18 protein-coding genes are annotated in these 15,988 nt (G+C 33.8%); 8 read left to right on the forward strand and 10 right to left on the reverse strand.

Going from position 1 to position 15,988, the window contains the following annotated elements:
- Nucleotides 1–76 precede the first annotated feature (76 nt).
- The 8 genes from DCS95_RS07090 to DCS95_RS07125 all read left to right on the forward strand — a co-directional run bounded on the left by DCS95_RS07090 (nt 77) and on the right by DCS95_RS07125 (nt 8,777).
- Nucleotides 77–3,193, forward strand: coding sequence for a WD40/YVTN/BNR-like repeat-containing protein (locus DCS95_RS07090; protein WP_244178401.1), 3,117 nt, complete (start codon nt 77–79; stop codon nt 3,191–3,193).
- Between the two features lie 80 nt (nt 3,194–3,273).
- Nucleotides 3,274–3,924 (forward strand): ribulose-phosphate 3-epimerase, encoded by a 651-nt coding sequence (gene rpe, locus DCS95_RS07095; RefSeq protein ID WP_116770054.1) that lies wholly within the window; start codon nt 3,274–3,276, stop codon nt 3,922–3,924.
- Nucleotides 3,921–4,898: a YpdA family putative bacillithiol disulfide reductase gene (locus DCS95_RS07100; RefSeq protein ID WP_116770055.1), complete on the forward strand. Its 978-nt coding sequence runs from the start codon at nt 3,921–3,923 to the stop codon at nt 4,896–4,898. Before rpe ends, DCS95_RS07100 begins: the two co-directional genes overlap by 4 nt.
- 89 nt (nt 4,899–4,987) lie before the next feature.
- Nucleotides 4,988–5,593: a hypothetical protein gene (locus DCS95_RS07105; protein ID WP_116770056.1), complete on the forward strand. Its 606-nt coding sequence runs from the start codon at nt 4,988–4,990 to the stop codon at nt 5,591–5,593.
- A 922-nt stretch (nt 5,594–6,515) separates the two neighbouring features.
- Entirely contained in the window at nt 6,516–6,815 is a 300-nt protein-coding gene (locus DCS95_RS07110) for a DUF1905 domain-containing protein (RefSeq protein WP_116770057.1), read from the forward strand.
- Between the two features lie 8 nt (nt 6,816–6,823).
- On the forward strand, nt 6,824–7,501 hold the full coding sequence (locus DCS95_RS07115; RefSeq protein WP_116770058.1) for a helix-turn-helix transcriptional regulator: 678 nt from the start codon (nt 6,824–6,826) through the stop codon (nt 7,499–7,501).
- A gap of 121 nt (nt 7,502–7,622) precedes the next feature.
- Nucleotides 7,623–7,931, forward strand: coding sequence for a hypothetical protein (locus DCS95_RS07120; protein ID WP_164674141.1), 309 nt, complete (start codon nt 7,623–7,625; stop codon nt 7,929–7,931).
- A 144-nt stretch (nt 7,932–8,075) separates the two neighbouring features.
- Nucleotides 8,076–8,777 (forward strand): DJ-1/PfpI family protein, encoded by a 702-nt coding sequence (locus DCS95_RS07125; RefSeq protein ID WP_116770060.1) that lies wholly within the window; start codon nt 8,076–8,078, stop codon nt 8,775–8,777.
- A gap of 48 nt (nt 8,778–8,825) precedes the next feature.
- Here DCS95_RS07125 and DCS95_RS20685 read toward each other — a convergent pair whose 3' ends face one another.
- The 10 genes from DCS95_RS20685 to DCS95_RS07170 form a co-directional block, all read right to left on the reverse strand.
- A complete protein-coding gene (locus DCS95_RS20685) occupies nt 8,826–9,269 on the reverse strand; it encodes a GNAT family N-acetyltransferase (protein ID WP_116770061.1) in 444 nt (147 codons plus the stop codon).
- The gene (locus DCS95_RS20590) at nt 9,260–9,394 is read right to left on the reverse strand and encodes a hypothetical protein (protein ID WP_279629378.1); all 135 of its coding nucleotides are present in this window, start codon (nt 9,392–9,394) and stop codon (nt 9,260–9,262) included. The genes DCS95_RS20685 and DCS95_RS20590 overlap by 10 nt, the downstream gene beginning before the upstream one ends.
- A 106-nt stretch (nt 9,395–9,500) precedes the next feature.
- Nucleotides 9,501–9,872, reverse strand: a complete 372-nt coding sequence (locus DCS95_RS07135) for a DUF983 domain-containing protein (RefSeq protein WP_116770062.1) — start codon at nt 9,870–9,872, stop codon at nt 9,501–9,503.
- A 116-nt stretch (nt 9,873–9,988) separates the two neighbouring features.
- On the reverse strand, nt 9,989–10,705 hold the full coding sequence (bshB1, locus tag DCS95_RS07140; protein WP_341865181.1) for a bacillithiol biosynthesis deacetylase BshB1: 717 nt from the start codon (nt 10,703–10,705) through the stop codon (nt 9,989–9,991).
- Nucleotides 10,706–10,725: 20 nt separating this feature from the next.
- Entirely contained in the window at nt 10,726–12,189 is a 1,464-nt protein-coding gene (locus DCS95_RS07145) for an amidohydrolase family protein (protein WP_116770063.1), read from the reverse strand.
- Nucleotides 12,190–12,200: 11 nt separating this feature from the next.
- Entirely contained in the window at nt 12,201–13,199 is a 999-nt protein-coding gene (gene gap / locus DCS95_RS07150; protein ID WP_116770064.1) for a type I glyceraldehyde-3-phosphate dehydrogenase, read from the reverse strand.
- A 4-nt stretch (nt 13,200–13,203) separates the two neighbouring features.
- Complete coding sequence (locus DCS95_RS07155; RefSeq protein ID WP_116770065.1) at nt 13,204–13,806, reverse strand: pyridoxamine 5'-phosphate oxidase family protein; 603 nt, start codon at nt 13,804–13,806, stop codon at nt 13,204–13,206.
- A 31-nt stretch (nt 13,807–13,837) separates the two neighbouring features.
- Nucleotides 13,838–14,218, reverse strand: a complete 381-nt coding sequence (locus DCS95_RS07160; protein WP_116770066.1) for a VOC family protein — start codon at nt 14,216–14,218, stop codon at nt 13,838–13,840.
- Nucleotides 14,219–14,234: 16 nt separating this feature from the next.
- Nucleotides 14,235–14,837 (reverse strand): nitroreductase family protein, encoded by a 603-nt coding sequence (locus tag DCS95_RS07165; protein ID WP_116770067.1) that lies wholly within the window; start codon nt 14,835–14,837, stop codon nt 14,235–14,237.
- Nucleotides 14,838–14,843: 6 nt separating this feature from the next.
- Complete coding sequence (locus tag DCS95_RS07170; protein WP_116770068.1) at nt 14,844–15,962, reverse strand: serine hydrolase domain-containing protein; 1,119 nt, start codon at nt 15,960–15,962, stop codon at nt 14,844–14,846.
- Between the last annotated feature and the right edge of the window lie 26 nt (nt 15,963–15,988).

Genomic DNA, 15,988 nt, shown 5'->3' on the forward strand with positions numbered 1-15,988 from the left:
TCCCTTAGTATTAGCAGATTAAATTCTTATTTTCAAGCAACCAATTATTCAAATTATCCACCAAACAACAACTACTATGAACTCGAAATTATCGTTCGTTTTTGCTTTTCTATTTTTATGTTCAACCGGCACTATGGTTGCGCAACGAAAAAAATCAAAAAGTAAAACTCCAAATTCAGTAATCGACAAAGCATTCTATGAAAATTTAGAATGGCGAAATATAGGTCCTATACGTGGTGGTAGGTCTTTAGGTTCTGCAGGTAGCCCAAGTAGACCTAATGAATATTATTTTGGAGCAACGGGTGGCGGATTATGGAAAACCACCGATGGCGGTAATGAATGGAAACCAGTTACCGATGGTCATATAACCAGTTCTTCCGTTGGTGCCGTTGCCGTAGCAGAAACAAATCCCGACATCGTATATATCGGTATGGGAGAAGTTCAATTACGTGGTAGCATTACCCAAGGTGACGGGGTGTACAAATCAACAGATGCCGGTAAAACCTGGGAGCATTTAGGACTTGAAGAAACCCAAGCCGTTTCTAGAATAAGAATTCATCCCACAAATCCTGATATTGTATACGTCGCCGCATTAGGTCACCCTTATGGCGACAATGAAGAAAGGGGAGTTTTTAAAAGTATTGATGGCGGTACAACATGGAAAAAAACATTATATGTTAGCGATAAGGCAGGTGCAGTAGATTTAATTATAGACCGTAACAACCCAAATGTTTTATACGCCAGCACTTGGCAAGTGCAAAGAAAAGCTTGGAAAATGTGGGGAGGCGGACCAGATTGCAAACTCTGGAAATCTACCGATGCCGGAGAAACTTGGACAGATCTATCTAAAAACCCAGGTATGCCTGAAGGTCCGTTAGGAAAAATTGGAGTGACGGTTTCTCCGGCAGACTCCAATCGTGTTTGGGCTATTGTAGAAGCTAATGAAGGTGGTGTTTTTAGATCAGATGATGCTGGTAAAACATGGACCAAAACGAATGATGAGCGTAAGCTTAGACAGCGGGCTTTTTACTATTCCAGAATTTATGCAGACCCTATAGATAAAGAAACCGTTTACGGACTCAATGTTGATTTTTGGAAATCTACCGATGGCGGGGTCACTTTTGATACTGAAATAAAAGTACCACATGGTGATAATCACGATTTATGGATAGACCCTAATAACCCCGAACGTATGATTTCCTCTAACGATGGTGGGGGTGTAGTGAGTATAAATGGCGGTAAAACTTGGACAGAAGAAGATTACACCACTACTCAACTCTACCATGTAATGACCACGAACGATGTACCGTATCATGTTGCCGGTGCACAACAGGATAACAGCACTATTGCTGTACCAAGTGACGGATGGGACCATATGCAAGCTCGCGGTCAAGGCGACGGCTGGGCGTATGCTGTTGGTGGTGGAGAAAGTGGTTGGATTACACAGCACCCAACCAATCTTGATATTTTTTATGCTGGTAGTCAAGGCGCCCTTTTAACCCGTTATGACAGAAGTAACGGTCAAAAAAGGGACATACAAGTATATCCACGATTTTTCTCGGGTGAACCAGCCAGTGCATTGCCAGAACGTTGGCAATGGACATTCCCCATTATGTTCGCCCCACAAGATGATAATGTAATGTACACATGCTCACAACATGTATGGAAAACTACCGACGATGGTCAATCTTGGGAAAAAATTAGTCCGGATCTTACCTATGCCGACCCATCTACCTTAGGTAAAACAGGTGGTGTAATTACCATGGACATGAACGGACCTGAAATATACGCTACCGTATTTGCCCTAGCGCCATCTAATCATGATATCAACACTATTTGGGCAGGCTCAGACGATGGTAAAATACATATTACCAGAGATGGCGGTAAAAATTGGGAAGACATCACCCCTAAAGAGTTGCCCAAATTTTCTAGGGTAAGTATTATAGATGAATCTCTACACAACCCTGGTACACTCTACGTAGCCGCCAATAGATACCAAGTAGATGACAGACAACCTTATGTTTTCAAAACCCATGATTACGGTAAAACTTGGACAAAAATTATCAACGGAATTGAAGACGGTCATTTTGCAAGGGCTGTTCGCGAGGATCCCGTAAGAGAAGGACTTTTATTCTTAGCAACTGAACATGGTGTATATTTCTCTATGAACGATGGTGAACTTTGGCAAAGCCTACAACTAAAACTACCCGATACACCGGTAAGGGATTTAGTCGTTAAGGACAATGATGTAGTACTGGGTACGCATGGTAGAGGATTTTGGATTTTAGACGATATACAACCATTACGACAGTATACTCCAGCAATGGAAAAGCAAGACGCAATTCTTTTTAAACCTGTTGATGCCTATAGAGGTTTAACCGATGCTTCTATTCAGTACTATCTAAAAGAAGAAAAAGATACGATTACGTTTGAAATTTATGATGCCAACGACAAACTGATCAACACATTTACCGGTAGTAAGCCCGAGTATAAAGAAGACCCCAACCTACCCTATTGGTTAAAAGGAGGCTCATCAAAACCAACTACAGCAAAAGGTATTAACAATTTTACATGGGATATGCGCTATCCGGGCGCTACAACCTTTGAAGGAATGATTATTTGGAGTGCTCGCCCCGCCAGAGGTCCGAAAGCACCTTTAGGCACCTATAAAATCAAGATGAAATCAGGAAATTACGAACAAACGTATGCCTTCGACATTAAAATGGATCCCAACTTAAAAGGGATAACCAAAGAAGATTTAGATGAACAGTTCAAATTATCAAATAAGATAATGGGCAAAACTTCTGCCGCTAACGAAGCTGTCATTAAAATCCGTGAAATAAAAAGTACGTTAGATACCATTAAGCCTAATATTAGCGAGAGTGACTATAAAACAATCGTTACACCGTTCATAGGTAAGTTGACGGAGGTTGAAGAAGCTCTTTACCAAGTTAAGAACCAAAGTGGGCAAGACCCATTGAACTTTCCTATAAAGCTCAACAACAGATTGGCTTCATTAAGAAGAAGCGTAGAATCTGGCGATGCCAAGCCAACCAACGGTGCATACAAAGTATACGATGAACTTTCTGCCGAACTAGCTGTAGAGTTGAACAAATTGAACGGAATTCTCGACGAATACAAGTCAAAAGTAAATCCTATCCTAACTAAAAATGGTAGCATAGCAATTGACTAAATGAAGTTAAAGCAAATCTAAAACAACCGTAGAACGAATTACAAATCCGTATTTTTGCAAGGAACTAAAAGGTTTTTAGTATGAAAAAGGCAAGCATAGCCCCATCGCTGTTAGCAGCAGATTTTGGTAATTTACAACGTGATGTAGAAATGGTAAATGCCAGTGAGGCTACTTACCACCATATTGATGTCATGGACGGTGTTTTTGTACCCAATATCTCGTACGGAATGCCAGTAGTAAAAGCTATTCAAAAACATGCCACCATTCCTTTAGATGTGCATTTAATGATTGTAGATCCAGATAGGTATTTGGAAGAATTCGCAAATCTTGGAGCACATATTCTAACCGTACATTATGAAGCCTGTACCCATTTGCACAGAACCATACAGGCCATTAAAGCTTTGGGCATGAAGGCGGGCGTTGCCCTTAATCCGCATACCAACATAATGCTCTTAGAGGATATTATACAAGATGTAGACCTTGTTTTGATCATGAGCGTTAATCCTGGTTTTGGAGGTCAGTCGTTTATTGAAAATACCTATGATAAAATAAAGGCTGCAAAAGAATTGATTACCAGAAAAAATTCATCGGCCTTAATTGAAGTTGACGGTGGTGTTACTACTGCCAATTCTCAAAAATTAATTGATGCCGGTGCCGATGTATTGGTTGCTGGCAGCTTTGTTTTTAAAAGTGAAGACCCAACAACTACTATTAAAGATTTAAAGGGATGAAAACTGAATTTGATATTGTCATCGTTGGCGGAGGACCGATTGGTATAGCATGCGGATTAGAGGCTAAAAAAAACGGACTTTCTTATCTGATCATTGAAAAAGGACCTATTGTAAATTCCCTTTTCCACTACCCTAGCAATATGCAATTTTTCTCTTCATCGGAAAAATTGGAGATAGATGAAATACCATTTATCAGTAAAGAAGCCAAACCTAAAAGAGACGAGGCATTAGAATATTACAGGCGAATTGTTACTTCAAATAAATTGCATATAAATTTGTTCGAAAAGGTAGAGAACGTTCAAAAAAAAGGAGAAACATTCACTATCAAATCCAACAAAAACACATACACTTCAAAGCAAATTGTGGTAGCAACCGGTTTCTATGACTTACCCAACTTACTGAACGTACCGGGAGAAGACTTAAAAAAGGTTGTTCACTATTACGATAATCCACATTACTATGCCGGGCAAAAAGTTGCAGTTATAGGAGCAAGCAATTCTGCAATTGATGCTGCCTTGGAATGTTACAGAAAAGGTGCAGAAGTTACACTGATCATTAGAGGTCCAGAAGTTGGTCAACGTGTAAAATATTGGGTAAGACCAGATATCATTAACCGTATAGAGGAAGGAAGTATTAAGGCCTATTTCAACACAACGGTTAAAGCCATTACCAATGACAGTATCCTTTTGAACACTGATACGGGCGAGGAAGAAATTGAAAATGATTTTGTTTTAGCACTTACCGGATATAGACCCAATTTTAGTTTCTTAGAAAAATTAGGCGTAAACATTAGTGAAGATGATAAAAAACTCCCCGAATACAATCCAGAAACCATGGAAACCAACGTTGAAGGATTATATTTAGCAGGTGTTATCTGTGGCGGAATGGAAACCCATAAGTGGTTTATCGAGAACTCTAGAGTTCATGCCAAAATGATTGTAAAGAATATTATTTCAAGTTCCGTTACTACGTAATCAATTGATTTATTGAAGGTAATAGCTGTTAGAGCAATAGACGATATATAACGACGTTATGTATTGAACTAAACACTAAACCTTCCATTATGATATTTTTTGGCACTGGATCAGCTAGTCTTGATTCCGTAAAAACAAGAAACATTACTTGTCAACATTGTAACAATCAAGATACTATTTACATTAATATTTACAGAAGGCACGCACATGTTTTTTGGATCCCTGTTTTCCCATTGGGTAAAAGTGGTAGTTCTTACTGCACACATTGCAAAGAGACTTTAAGTCCTAAACAGATGCCCGAAACTCTTAAAATGCAGTATAAAAATATTAAAGGAGAGGCTAAAGGTCCAATTTGGCAGTTCTCGGGTCTATTAGTTTTTGCACTGTTAATAGTATTTACTATTTACTCTAGCGGCAAGAATAAAGAGGATACACAATTATACCTAACTCAGCCCGCTGTTGGTGATATTTATGAGTATAAAGCAAATAACGGTAGTTATTCTACCATGCGACTTGAAAAAGTAACAACAGATAGTATATTTCTTTCCTTGAACGATTTTGAAATATCAAAAAAGTCCAGAATCTATAAAATTGATAAGGACGAAAATTATTCTGAAATCACTTATGGATACTCTAAAAGTGAAATGATTCAAATGCACAAAGAAGGCATTGTTTTCGATATTAATAGAGATTAAATCTATTAAATATATATAATTTAAAAGCCACATCTTTTCAGATGTGGCTTTTTACTTGTGACCGCGAAGGGACAAAGTTCGAACTTTTTAAAAGAAGATATTGAAGTTATTGTCAATAAATCATTTCATTTTTAACCACTGTTTATATACTAGGCGGTTTTATGTTTTTTATAGCAGAGCTCTTGATGCTAATCATCGATAATGTCATAAAAAATTCCCAAGAAACTGGTTATAACAATATTTAATTAAGTACCGCTAGGTCATCGTAAATGTAGTTGCCTCAAATAAGTAAAATCAAAATTTCAAGGATATTTTATAACTAAAAAACCTTATCGAAAATTAGGGGCTTGAAAATACGCCTTAACTTGGATCAATTTATACCAAATTGCATACTCCTTTATTTATATGATCATTGGTATACTACTTTTTGAAATTTGCTTCGGCTAATTTTGTTTACAACTTATTCTCTGTCACTTTCCGATACAAAAAGTATAACATGTGATATGCAGAAGGCTTGATAATTTATGGTATAAAAACTATATAACTACGATGAAAATAAAGAAATTCTAAACTTATATTGTAAGTTAAAATATTGCATTTCGACTTTATGTTTTCAAACATTCAAAAATTAATCTGCTAGATAAATTGCAACAATCCTACTACCTTTTTAGTATTAACAAAATATAATTATGACACATGAATATCGTCTTACTGTTGTGACTTGCGTAAGCTGTGAATCCAAAGTTAAAACATCTATACTTTCTATAAATAATATATTTGATGTAGAGATTTCAAAAGATAAAAACTATATAATAATTACAATGGATAAAATAATCGCTACTTAAACCCATAACTGACGTTTATACTAGACTGTATTTCTCATTTAAGTTAATTTACAAACTGAATAAAAATCAAACTACAATTGCAAGCCAAAATTAAATACAAATTTTTAGGTAAATTATGGGAAGACCAATCATCAGCTGGATGGTTTTTTATTTCCATCCCTAAAAACATCTCAAAAGAAATTAGAGAAAACCTTCAATGGCAGGAAGAAGGTTGGGGAAGAATGAAAGCTTCTGCCTCTGTCAAAGAAATAAAATGGGATACAGCAATTTGGTTTGATACTAAAATGAACACTTACCTACTGCCAGTAAAGTCTGAAATAAGAAAAAAAGCTTGTCTTAAGTCGGATGATGAAATTATAGTAAATATTTCGATTTAATTAAAAATATGAAAAGGCTTACAAGAATAACAGCTGTCTTAATTCAACTTCAATCAAAAAGAATAGTAACAGCAAAAGAAATTGCCGAACGGTTTGAAATAAGTCTACGAACTGTATATCGGGACATTAAAACATTACAAGATTCTGGAGTGCCTATTGGTTCAGAGAATGGAGTTGGCTATTTTATTGTTGACGGTTTTCGTTTACCACCTATTTCCTTAACAGAAGAGGAAGCAAACAGTTTGATTATTTCAGAAACATTTATTAAAAAACAAGGAGACAAATCACTAGCAAAAAACTATGATTCGTTGATAATAAAAATAAAAGCAACACTTAAAAACTTTCAAAAGGAAAATTTAGCATTACTATCTACCAGAACTTTAAACTTTACTAAAGACAAAATCAATGAAAGTAATTGGCTCTCAGATATTCAAAAATCTATTTCCAATAAAATTCAACTTGAGATTAATTATAGATCTCTCTACAAAGAAGAATTGACCTTACGTAAAATTGAACCACAGGCTATATATTATACCAATAACACTTGGATTGTTATTGCTTTCTGCCATCTTCGGGATGAATTAAGAGAATTTAGGTTAGATAGAATCTTAAAGCTAAACACTACTATGATATCTTTTGAGAAAATGCATAGTTTCAATTTTCAAGAATACATTGAAAATTTATAAACATAGTTGACATAGGGCTGTCACTTTCTCATTTTACCTTTGACATATGAAAAATATAATCATTGGTTTAATCGTCATAACTGTATTCAGTTGTAAACAGTCAGGCACTAAAAAAAGTAAAATGGAGCAAGCAAAAATTATCGAAATGGTATTATGGAAATCAAAAGAAGGAATAAGCAAGGAAGATGCTAAAAAGGCTATCACAAAACTAAATGATTTTGTGAAAGAACAGCCTGGCTTTATAGCAAGAAATACTGCTATTTCTGACGACGGAAGATTTTTAGACATTGTGTATTGGACAGACATTACCTCTGCTAAAATAGCTTCTGAAAAGGCTATGGAAAGTGAGAATTGCAAACTTGCTTTCAGCACAATTGATGAAAAGGAAATGACTTTTCTTCATTTTGAAATGTTCAATAGTTTTGAATAACTAATCACAATACATATTTACGCAAAAGCAGTTTAGGTGTTTTCCTGAACTGCTTTTTCATTTTAAAAAGGTATATTATATTTCGAAAAAGCAGTAGCGCTAAATTTGCTACTACTTAAACATTAAATCGCTAAGTCAAAACAGATGAAGGTCGTAATATACATATATAATGGATTAACAATGCTTGATGCAATTGGACCATACGAAGTTCTAAGAAACATTGAAGGTGCAGAAATTTATTTTGTTGCTGAAAAAAAAGGTGAGATTAAAGCAGATTCCAATTTCGTGCATATTAACGCTAAATATGATATTGACGATATTAAAGATGCAGATGTTTTATTGATACCCGGTTCGACAATTACATTTATAAGGGAAATGAAAAATAAAAGAGTCCTTAACTGGATAAAAATGATTGACAAAACAACAAAATGGACTACATCTGTTTGTTCTGGTTCTCTGATATTGGCATCAACGGGAGTTCTTAAAGGAAAAAAAGCAACTTCACATTGGAAACCAATTAAATTATTAAAAGAGTTTAAGGTTATACCAAAAAGAGAAAGAATAGTAGAACAAGGAAAATATATCACAGCTGCAGGAGTATCAGCAGGGATTGATATGGCATTATATCTTGCTGATAAAATTGTTGGTGAATTAGAAACCAAAGCTATTCAGCTTGTTATAGAATATGACCCAAGTCCAAAATACAAATCTGGTAATTTTACCAATGCGGATAAGGAAGTTATAAAAATGGCTGAAATTAAGCTTGAGAAAGATGCAAAAAAAGAAGTTAGATTATTAGACTTGATAAAATCAGGTAGAACGATTATGAAAATTAAAAAAAGTTGATAATACTTTTTATGAAATAAGAGTCAATCGGTCTGTGTATGGTGCTTATCACGAAGGGAATTGACTATACACCTTGTTGTGTACCGTTTTTATATTTTCAAATTCTGTATTTGTCAGTTCGTATCTATTCACAATTTGTTTGAAATTAATCCAACCAGGAATGGTTTCATAAGTTCTGACTAATTTGAAGCCAAGTTTTTTGAAAGTCCTGTTGGGTGCGATGTTTTTAGAATACGGTTCACAAATCAATTTCCTAAGACATAGATTTTTAAAGAAATATGGGATTGTTAGTCTTAAAAACTCCAATCCTAGTCCACTTTTCCGTTTGTCATTATTCCATAAATGTAAATGCAGAGTGGCAGATTTTCCGAATTTAATATTGTTTACATTTGAATGTCCAATAGGTTGATTATCGAGTAACCATATTATATAATAGAATTCTTTTTGTAAATAAGTCTTTCTATATTCTAATTTTAATTTCTCTACCCATATTTTCTTTGCAGGTAATTTACTTTTTCAGCACCCATACTTTTGAGGTAACCAGCATCAGCATTGAGAAAATAATCAACAATATTTTCTATATCAGAAGACTGTAATTCTCGAACACTTAATTTCATTTTAACAGGTTATTTCTAATGGCTTACAGCGGCAGGCTATGCTTCATATACTCAACAATGTAATTATTTCAAATGATGAGATTATATAAACACTCTTTATTTTAACTCAAAATTGATGATTTTTAAATAGATTCAACCAAACCATCCTAGACAGCTTATAATTGTACCACATGAGTATAACAATTACTATAGAAATTACACCAATTATTCGAGGGTCAAAAGTTGTCTCATAAAACTGTTGAGCGATTAAAAAAGTTATAATAGCCTCAGAAATAGTAAGAGCATAACTTACGTACATAGCACCATAATAAAAACCTGGCTCTTTTATAAATCTAAATTGACAATTTGAGCATTGCTTTTTCATTCTAGGTATTGCAAATATTGATATTCCTGTTTGTTTTTCAAAAGCACTTTCTAGTCCACACCTAGGGCATTTGTAAGCTAATATTTTTATCAATTTGTTATCTCTTATACTCATGATTATTTATTTATAGAGAAATTTAGATTTTCAATTATTTATGGTATTTACTAATATTGATAAATGGTCAAATACTAAATATTTATAACCACCTAATAAGTTAAATTGTTTTAATTTTATTCAAGAGAGAAAAGATTTTTAACACCTATATATCTATTTACATTAAACCCTTCTGCATAATTTGAGTTTATAGGTCGTCCAAAAATGGCATTGGTACTTTTGATTTGTTCCAATAAACCAATTATTGAATTAGGTGCATTATTCTTGGGAGAAATGAATTGTGATTTATATGCTAATATAGCATCCATTTTTTTTGACATATATTCACTAATATCAATCACAAAATCAGGCTTAATTAACATGTCCTGGATATAGTGATATACTACTCTTGGACGCCATTTATTTTGTAATTCATTATTGTGAAATGTTTGTATTTTTTCTAATCCAGATAAAAACACTGAATTAGATACCAGATTAGCTGCTACTGCATGATCTGGATGATTATCGTCCAAAGCATTTGCTAATACAATCTCAGGTTGATATCTTCTTATAGAATTAATCACCAATAACCGGTTAAGCTCATTATTTTCTATAGCACCATCTCTAATTCCTAAACATTCTCTATAAGAAACTCCTAACGTCTCTGATGCTTTTTTAGACTCTTTTAATCTTGTTTCTCGGTTTCCAAAGCTACCATTTTCACCAGCAGTTAAATCAATTATAGCTACTGTCTTTCCCATCGCAATATGCTTAAGTAATGTCCCTGATACAGCACATTCAACATCATCAGGATGAGCTCCAAACGCTAAAATATCAACTTTATTTACCATCATTCGTAATATGCTTTAAATATCTAAAGTTTTGAACTGAGAATTTCTCTTTTAACTACCTTTCCCCTAACAATAACATATTCTATATTGTTATATGCTTTAATAGATTTCAAAGGGTTCTGTTTTAGAACTACTAGATTTGCGATTTTACCATTTTCTATTGTACCGTAGTCTGAATCTAGCTTAAAAGTTCTTGCGTTATTTATTGTGGCACTTTTTAAAATTTCCTTGAGAGAAATACCAGCCTTGTACATAGTCTTCATTTCTAAATAACCATTATAGCCTGGTGGATTACCGTATGTTAATGAGGATGGTGTATCGGTACCAAATACAATTACCCCTCCATTTCTTGAAATATATTTTAAGGATGCCTTTCCTTGACTATTTATCCTATCAAAACTATTTAAAATGATATCTTTTGGTGCATCTCCAAATATCTCTTTATACATTTTGTCTTTATTAATTTTATACCAGTCTAAAACTGTACTAGGCAGCACTTTTTTTAATTCTGGATTTTCTAGATAATTTGCTTGAGCCATAGCCTTAAGTCCATTAATAACTTGTAATGTTGGTGTGTATGCTATTTTGTTTTTGATTTCTAAATCAAGAATATTTGTAATCTCTTTAGGGACTTCATTACCCTGTTCTAAAACAATATTTCCCCAACGCCATAAACCATGGGATATAACATCGATTTTATGCTTTGCCAAAAAACCATGACTCTCAATAGAATTAGCATGAACCATAAGTACTAAATCTCTACTCTGACTTTCTTTATAAAGTTCTATCATTATCTCTGTTGTTGGCACTGGCATTCTTGCAACATTAGGATCAAAACCTGGCTCGTAATATGTTTTAACTCCTATAGCTCCAGACTCTTTTATTCGAGAAACCACAGCCTTAACACTATGATCTTCTGGGTTGTATTTATTAGGTATCTCTTGATTATTATCATCTACGTAGATAAAATTTGGTTTAGTATCACTCCAATTAGTGATACCATAACCTTTACCTATAACAGCACCAGAGCCAACATGATATAAATCAGGCCTTATTGATGCTTTTTTAAAATCTTCGAGCTCTTTTATATTTGGAGTTGCTAAGTCAATAAGTGTTGTATAACCGAAATACAAATAACTCTTGGGAAGTTGCTCCTTAAATGCTTTTACTATTTCAGGATTATCTTTAATATCGTCATCTGTGAGACCATTCATGCCACTTAAATGTACATGATTATCAATAAGGCCTGGAATAATGTATCTTCCCTTAAGGTTAATGATTTTTGTACCTTCTTTAATTCGAGGTTTCTTTTTACTTACTTTTTTTATTCGATTATCATTAATAAGAATATATCCTATATATCCATCGTTTTTTTCAGGACTTATTATGGTAACTTCTTCAAGCAATAAGCTATTTACTTTTTTAGAATTTTGTGCAAAAGCATTTGAAAAAAACAGAATGGCTATTATAAAAATTAGTCTTTTCATATCTTTCAGATTCAATGGGCGTTTTTAATTTGAAGTATTTGTCTTATCATTTGGTTTGTAAATCCCCATTCGTTATCATACCAAGTCATTACTTTGAGTAGGTCGCCATCTACGACTCTGGTCATACTCAAGTCTACAATAGAGGCGTACGGATTTTTAACAATGTCCGACGAGACAAGAGGTTCGCTAGTGGTCGACAAAATACTAGCATAGCGCTCTAATTCAGCTTCTTCTTTAAATATTGAATTAATTTCTTCTGGAGTTACCTTGCGTTCTGTAACAAAGGTCAAATCAGAAATTGATCCAACTGGAATTGGGACACGTAAGGCTACTCCATCAAACTTTCCTTCATATTCTGGCATCGCCTTAGTTGTTGCAATTGCAGCACCAGTTGAAGTGGGAACAATGTTGGCGGCTCCTGCTCGACCCATTCTATAGTTTTTGGACGAAGGACCATCGACCGTACTCTGTGAAGCTGTATAGGCATGAACTGTAGTCATAATGGCTTTTTTAATTCCAATTCGACGTCCTAATATTTCTACTACAGGGCTTATATTATTGGTTGTACAACTAGCACAGGAGAATATAGTAGATCTTCCGTCATTTGAATTGACTCCGTGAACTACTGTCGGTACATCACCACTACTGGTCGGTGCAGAAATAACAACAGTGTTAGCGCCTGCCGCAATATGTTTTTGTGCACCATCCATGGTCGTAAACAAGCCTGTACTTTCAATTACTAAGTCTACATCACTATCTTTCCAAGGAAGTTCTTCTGGATTTCGTATTGAATGGTACTTAATTGATCTCTCATCAACAATCAAGTTGGTCTCGGTATGAGTTACTTTCTTGTCATATATACCATAGACTGAGTCATATTTCAATAAATATGCAGTATTTTCTATAGGCACCACATCGTTTACAGCTACCAATTCTAATTCTTGGTGGTCTAATATTATTTTAAGGGCGGCTCTTCCGATTCGGCCCATTCCATTTATTGCAATTCTCATAGTTCTATTTCTTTAGATTATTATTCTGTAATTTCAGTTCTAATTCTTTTATTTTTTCCTTTAATGGTTTAGTGATATTTTCAATCTCTTCAGCCGTAAAACGTTGTTTTATATGTTGTCTGCAATTAATATCCCAGGCTTTTACATTGAAAACAATAGCTCTTTCTATTTTAGCATTATAAGAATCATCTTTAATCGACTCTATAAATTCTTCGTCATTTGAAATTGTAGCAGTACCCCAAAGTTTTATTCTGGTTTGACTTGGGTAATGCATCAAAAAAATGGTCGCTTTATTATTTTCATTAAGGTTACCTATTGAAATATATTGTCTGTTTCCAGAAAAATCTACAAAACCCAAGTGCTTATCGTCAATCACTTTTAAAAACCCTTTTTGACCTCCACGATGTTGAATGTATGGCTGTCCCTTAATATTAGAAGTTCCAAAATAAAAGGAGTCAATTGAGCTTAAAAAATCAACAAGATCTGGGGTTACTTTTGTGTTCCAACCTCTATATTGTTCCATTCTGGAGTAACTCTTACGCGATCCATTTTCTTCTTGAACTTTTTTTACAGAAGATGTGAATACTATGTCGCTTGGATATTTCATTTAGTCTTTAATAATTTATAAGTTTTTTTACTTAATCATTAATTCTCCAGGGCGGAGACTTCCTGTTTTTCCCTGCGTAATACAAAATCAGTTTATTGCCATCTAAATCATTTAATCGTGCCTCTCTCCAAAGCCAAGTTTTATTATTTGGAAGTTCGCTAAAAATGATACCTTTAGTCTTAAGTTCATCTACATACTTATCTAAATTTTCACACTCAAAATAAATAGAGATATTATTTTTTAATGCCAATTTATCTACTTTACTTATAGAAAAGGTGGAGTCTCCATCTGGGCACTCAAAACGTGCATAATGAGGCAAACTCTTTACGATTAATTTTAATCCAAGCATTTCATAAAATGGAATGGACTTATTTAAATCTAAAGATTGGACTGTGACTTGATTTAAGTTCATAATTAAAGTAGACTAATTAAAACGAATCGGTTATTAAAACTTTTTCCAATGGTAATTGACCACCTCTTGGCATAGCCTCTTTTAAACCTTTACCAACAACTACAAAATTAGAAATGATATGATGCTCTGGTAAGCTTATTATTTCTGCTGCCTTATCAAAATCAAATCCTATCATTGTGCCAGTTTGATAACCCATTGCTGTTGCTGCCAACAATATTGTCTGTGTTGCAAAGGATGCAGAACGAATGGCCTCATCACGCTGTAATTGATTTTTTTCTTTGTAGAACTCTCGTGCAGAACTAGACATAAAATCTCCTACTTCTTTTGGAACATTTTTCCATTTATCAGACATATCTTTCTCCCAGGCCTTAATATCCGTTGTAACCAAAATTAAATGTGAAGCCTCTGTTACTTGAACTTGCCCAATGGCCGCATCTTGTAATTGCTGTTTTTTCTCAATGTCATCCACAACCACAAATTTCCAATGCTGTATATTGTATGATGTTGGTGAAAGCATTGCTAATTTGATTAATTGATCAATATCTTCTTTGGGTATTTTAAAATCTTTGTCGAAATGTCTTATAGATCTTCTTCTTTGAATGGTTTCTATTGTATTCATGCTAATTTATTTTGATTTATTCTTAATGAGTTTGTAAATATCTTCTTCCAATTTATTATATGTCTTTTTATACCTGTTATTACTTAATATGAGTATATACTCATTACTATCTGGTAAGTAAATAGCCGAGGTTTTATATCCTGACCAACTTCCATTATGGTACACCCATCTCCCTTTGTCCTTGGTTTGGTATATGGCAAATCCGAAACCATATTTTTTTGATACATCATCTACTGAGAACATTTCATGTTTACTTTCTTCGGTAATTAATATATTGTATCTCAAAGCTCTCTTCCACTTCTCAAGGTCAAGAATTGAAGAAAATATTCCTCTATCTCCAACAATACCATTCATCCAGTGGATATGTTTATGCTTTTTATCGTTTTCTACTTTTTGGTATTTACCTTTCTTATCGTTGTAAGTATATCCGTTTGCCAAATTATAATATGATTCATTTTTTTTGCCAATGTCATATACTTTCGATGTTACCATACCCGATGGTATAAATATATTTTCGGTAATATATTCTTTATAGGATTGACCGCTAACTTTTTCTATTATTGAAGCTAAAATTGCGTAGCCTGTGTTATTATATTCATATTTACTTCCTGGTTTATATAACAGATCTAATTTGAGTCTTTCTAATACATCAATAACATCCTGATTCGTCGCCATTTTACGTCTATTCCAGTGTTTTTTCTTATAGAAAATATCCTGGTAGTCTGGAAGTCCCGATTGATGTCTCAGAAGATGTTCAATAGTAATGTCAGCGTAAGGGAAATTTTTAATTATTTGATTTACTTTAGTCTTATAGTCTAATAACTTCTTTTCTCTCAATTGCACTATCGCTAGAGCAGTAAACTGTTTAGAAACAGAAGCCAATTCAAAAACTGTAGAATCATTGAGTGGCTTTTTAATAGAGAAATCACTAAACCCATAGTTGCCAGTAAAAACTATAGAATCGTTCAAAGAATAGAGTATGTTTCCATTAAAACCATCTGTTCTATGCAACATAGCTATACTATCAATTTGCTTAATTATTTGTCCTTTAGCTAACATTGAGAAAAGTCCAAAAATTAATAACAGTTGTATTGTCTTCTTTCTTAATAAAGTTTTGTATTTCATTATTTACTTTTTTTATTTGATTAAAA

The sequence above is a fragment of the Maribacter litoralis genome, from assembly GCF_003075045.1.
Taxonomy (GTDB): domain Bacteria; phylum Bacteroidota; class Bacteroidia; order Flavobacteriales; family Flavobacteriaceae; genus Maribacter; species Maribacter litoralis.

Excerpts from the sequence above, each read along its gene's own strand:
- DCS95_RS07090 (WP_244178401.1), top strand. The coding sequence starts at position 77 with ATGAACTCGAAATTATCGTTCGTTTTTGCTTTTCTATTTTTATGTTCA.
- rpe (WP_116770054.1), top strand. The coding sequence starts at position 3,274 with ATGAAAAAGGCAAGCATAGCCCCATCGCTGTTAGCAGCAGATTTTGGT.
- DCS95_RS07100 (WP_116770055.1), top strand. The coding sequence starts at position 3,921 with ATGAAAACTGAATTTGATATTGTCATCGTTGGCGGAGGACCGATTGGT.
- DCS95_RS07105 (WP_116770056.1), top strand. The coding sequence starts at position 4,988 with ATGATATTTTTTGGCACTGGATCAGCTAGTCTTGATTCCGTAAAAACA.
- DCS95_RS07115 (WP_116770058.1), top strand. The coding sequence starts at position 6,824 with ATGAAAAGGCTTACAAGAATAACAGCTGTCTTAATTCAACTTCAATCA.
- DCS95_RS07120 (WP_164674141.1), top strand. The coding sequence starts at position 7,623 with ATGGAGCAAGCAAAAATTATCGAAATGGTATTATGGAAATCAAAAGAA.
- DCS95_RS07125 (WP_116770060.1), top strand. The coding sequence starts at position 8,076 with ATGAAGGTCGTAATATACATATATAATGGATTAACAATGCTTGATGCA.
- DCS95_RS20590 (WP_279629378.1), bottom strand. The coding sequence starts at position 9,394 with ATGAAATTAAGTGTTCGAGAATTACAGTCTTCTGATATAGAAAATATT.
- DCS95_RS07135 (WP_116770062.1), bottom strand. The coding sequence starts at position 9,872 with ATGAGTATAAGAGATAACAAATTGATAAAAATATTAGCTTACAAATGC.
- bshB1 (WP_341865181.1), bottom strand. The coding sequence starts at position 10,705 with ATGATGGTAAATAAAGTTGATATTTTAGCGTTTGGAGCTCATCCTGAT.
- DCS95_RS07145 (WP_116770063.1), bottom strand. The coding sequence starts at position 12,189 with ATGAAAAGACTAATTTTTATAATAGCCATTCTGTTTTTTTCAAATGCT.
- gap (WP_116770064.1), bottom strand. The coding sequence starts at position 13,199 with ATGAGAATTGCAATAAATGGAATGGGCCGAATCGGAAGAGCCGCCCTT.
- DCS95_RS07155 (WP_116770065.1), bottom strand. The coding sequence starts at position 13,806 with ATGAAATATCCAAGCGACATAGTATTCACATCTTCTGTAAAAAAAGTT.
- DCS95_RS07160 (WP_116770066.1), bottom strand. The coding sequence starts at position 14,218 with ATGAACTTAAATCAAGTCACAGTCCAATCTTTAGATTTAAATAAGTCC.
- DCS95_RS07165 (WP_116770067.1), bottom strand. The coding sequence starts at position 14,837 with ATGAATACAATAGAAACCATTCAAAGAAGAAGATCTATAAGACATTTC.
- DCS95_RS07170 (WP_116770068.1), bottom strand. The coding sequence starts at position 15,962 with ATGAAATACAAAACTTTATTAAGAAAGAAGACAATACAACTGTTATTA.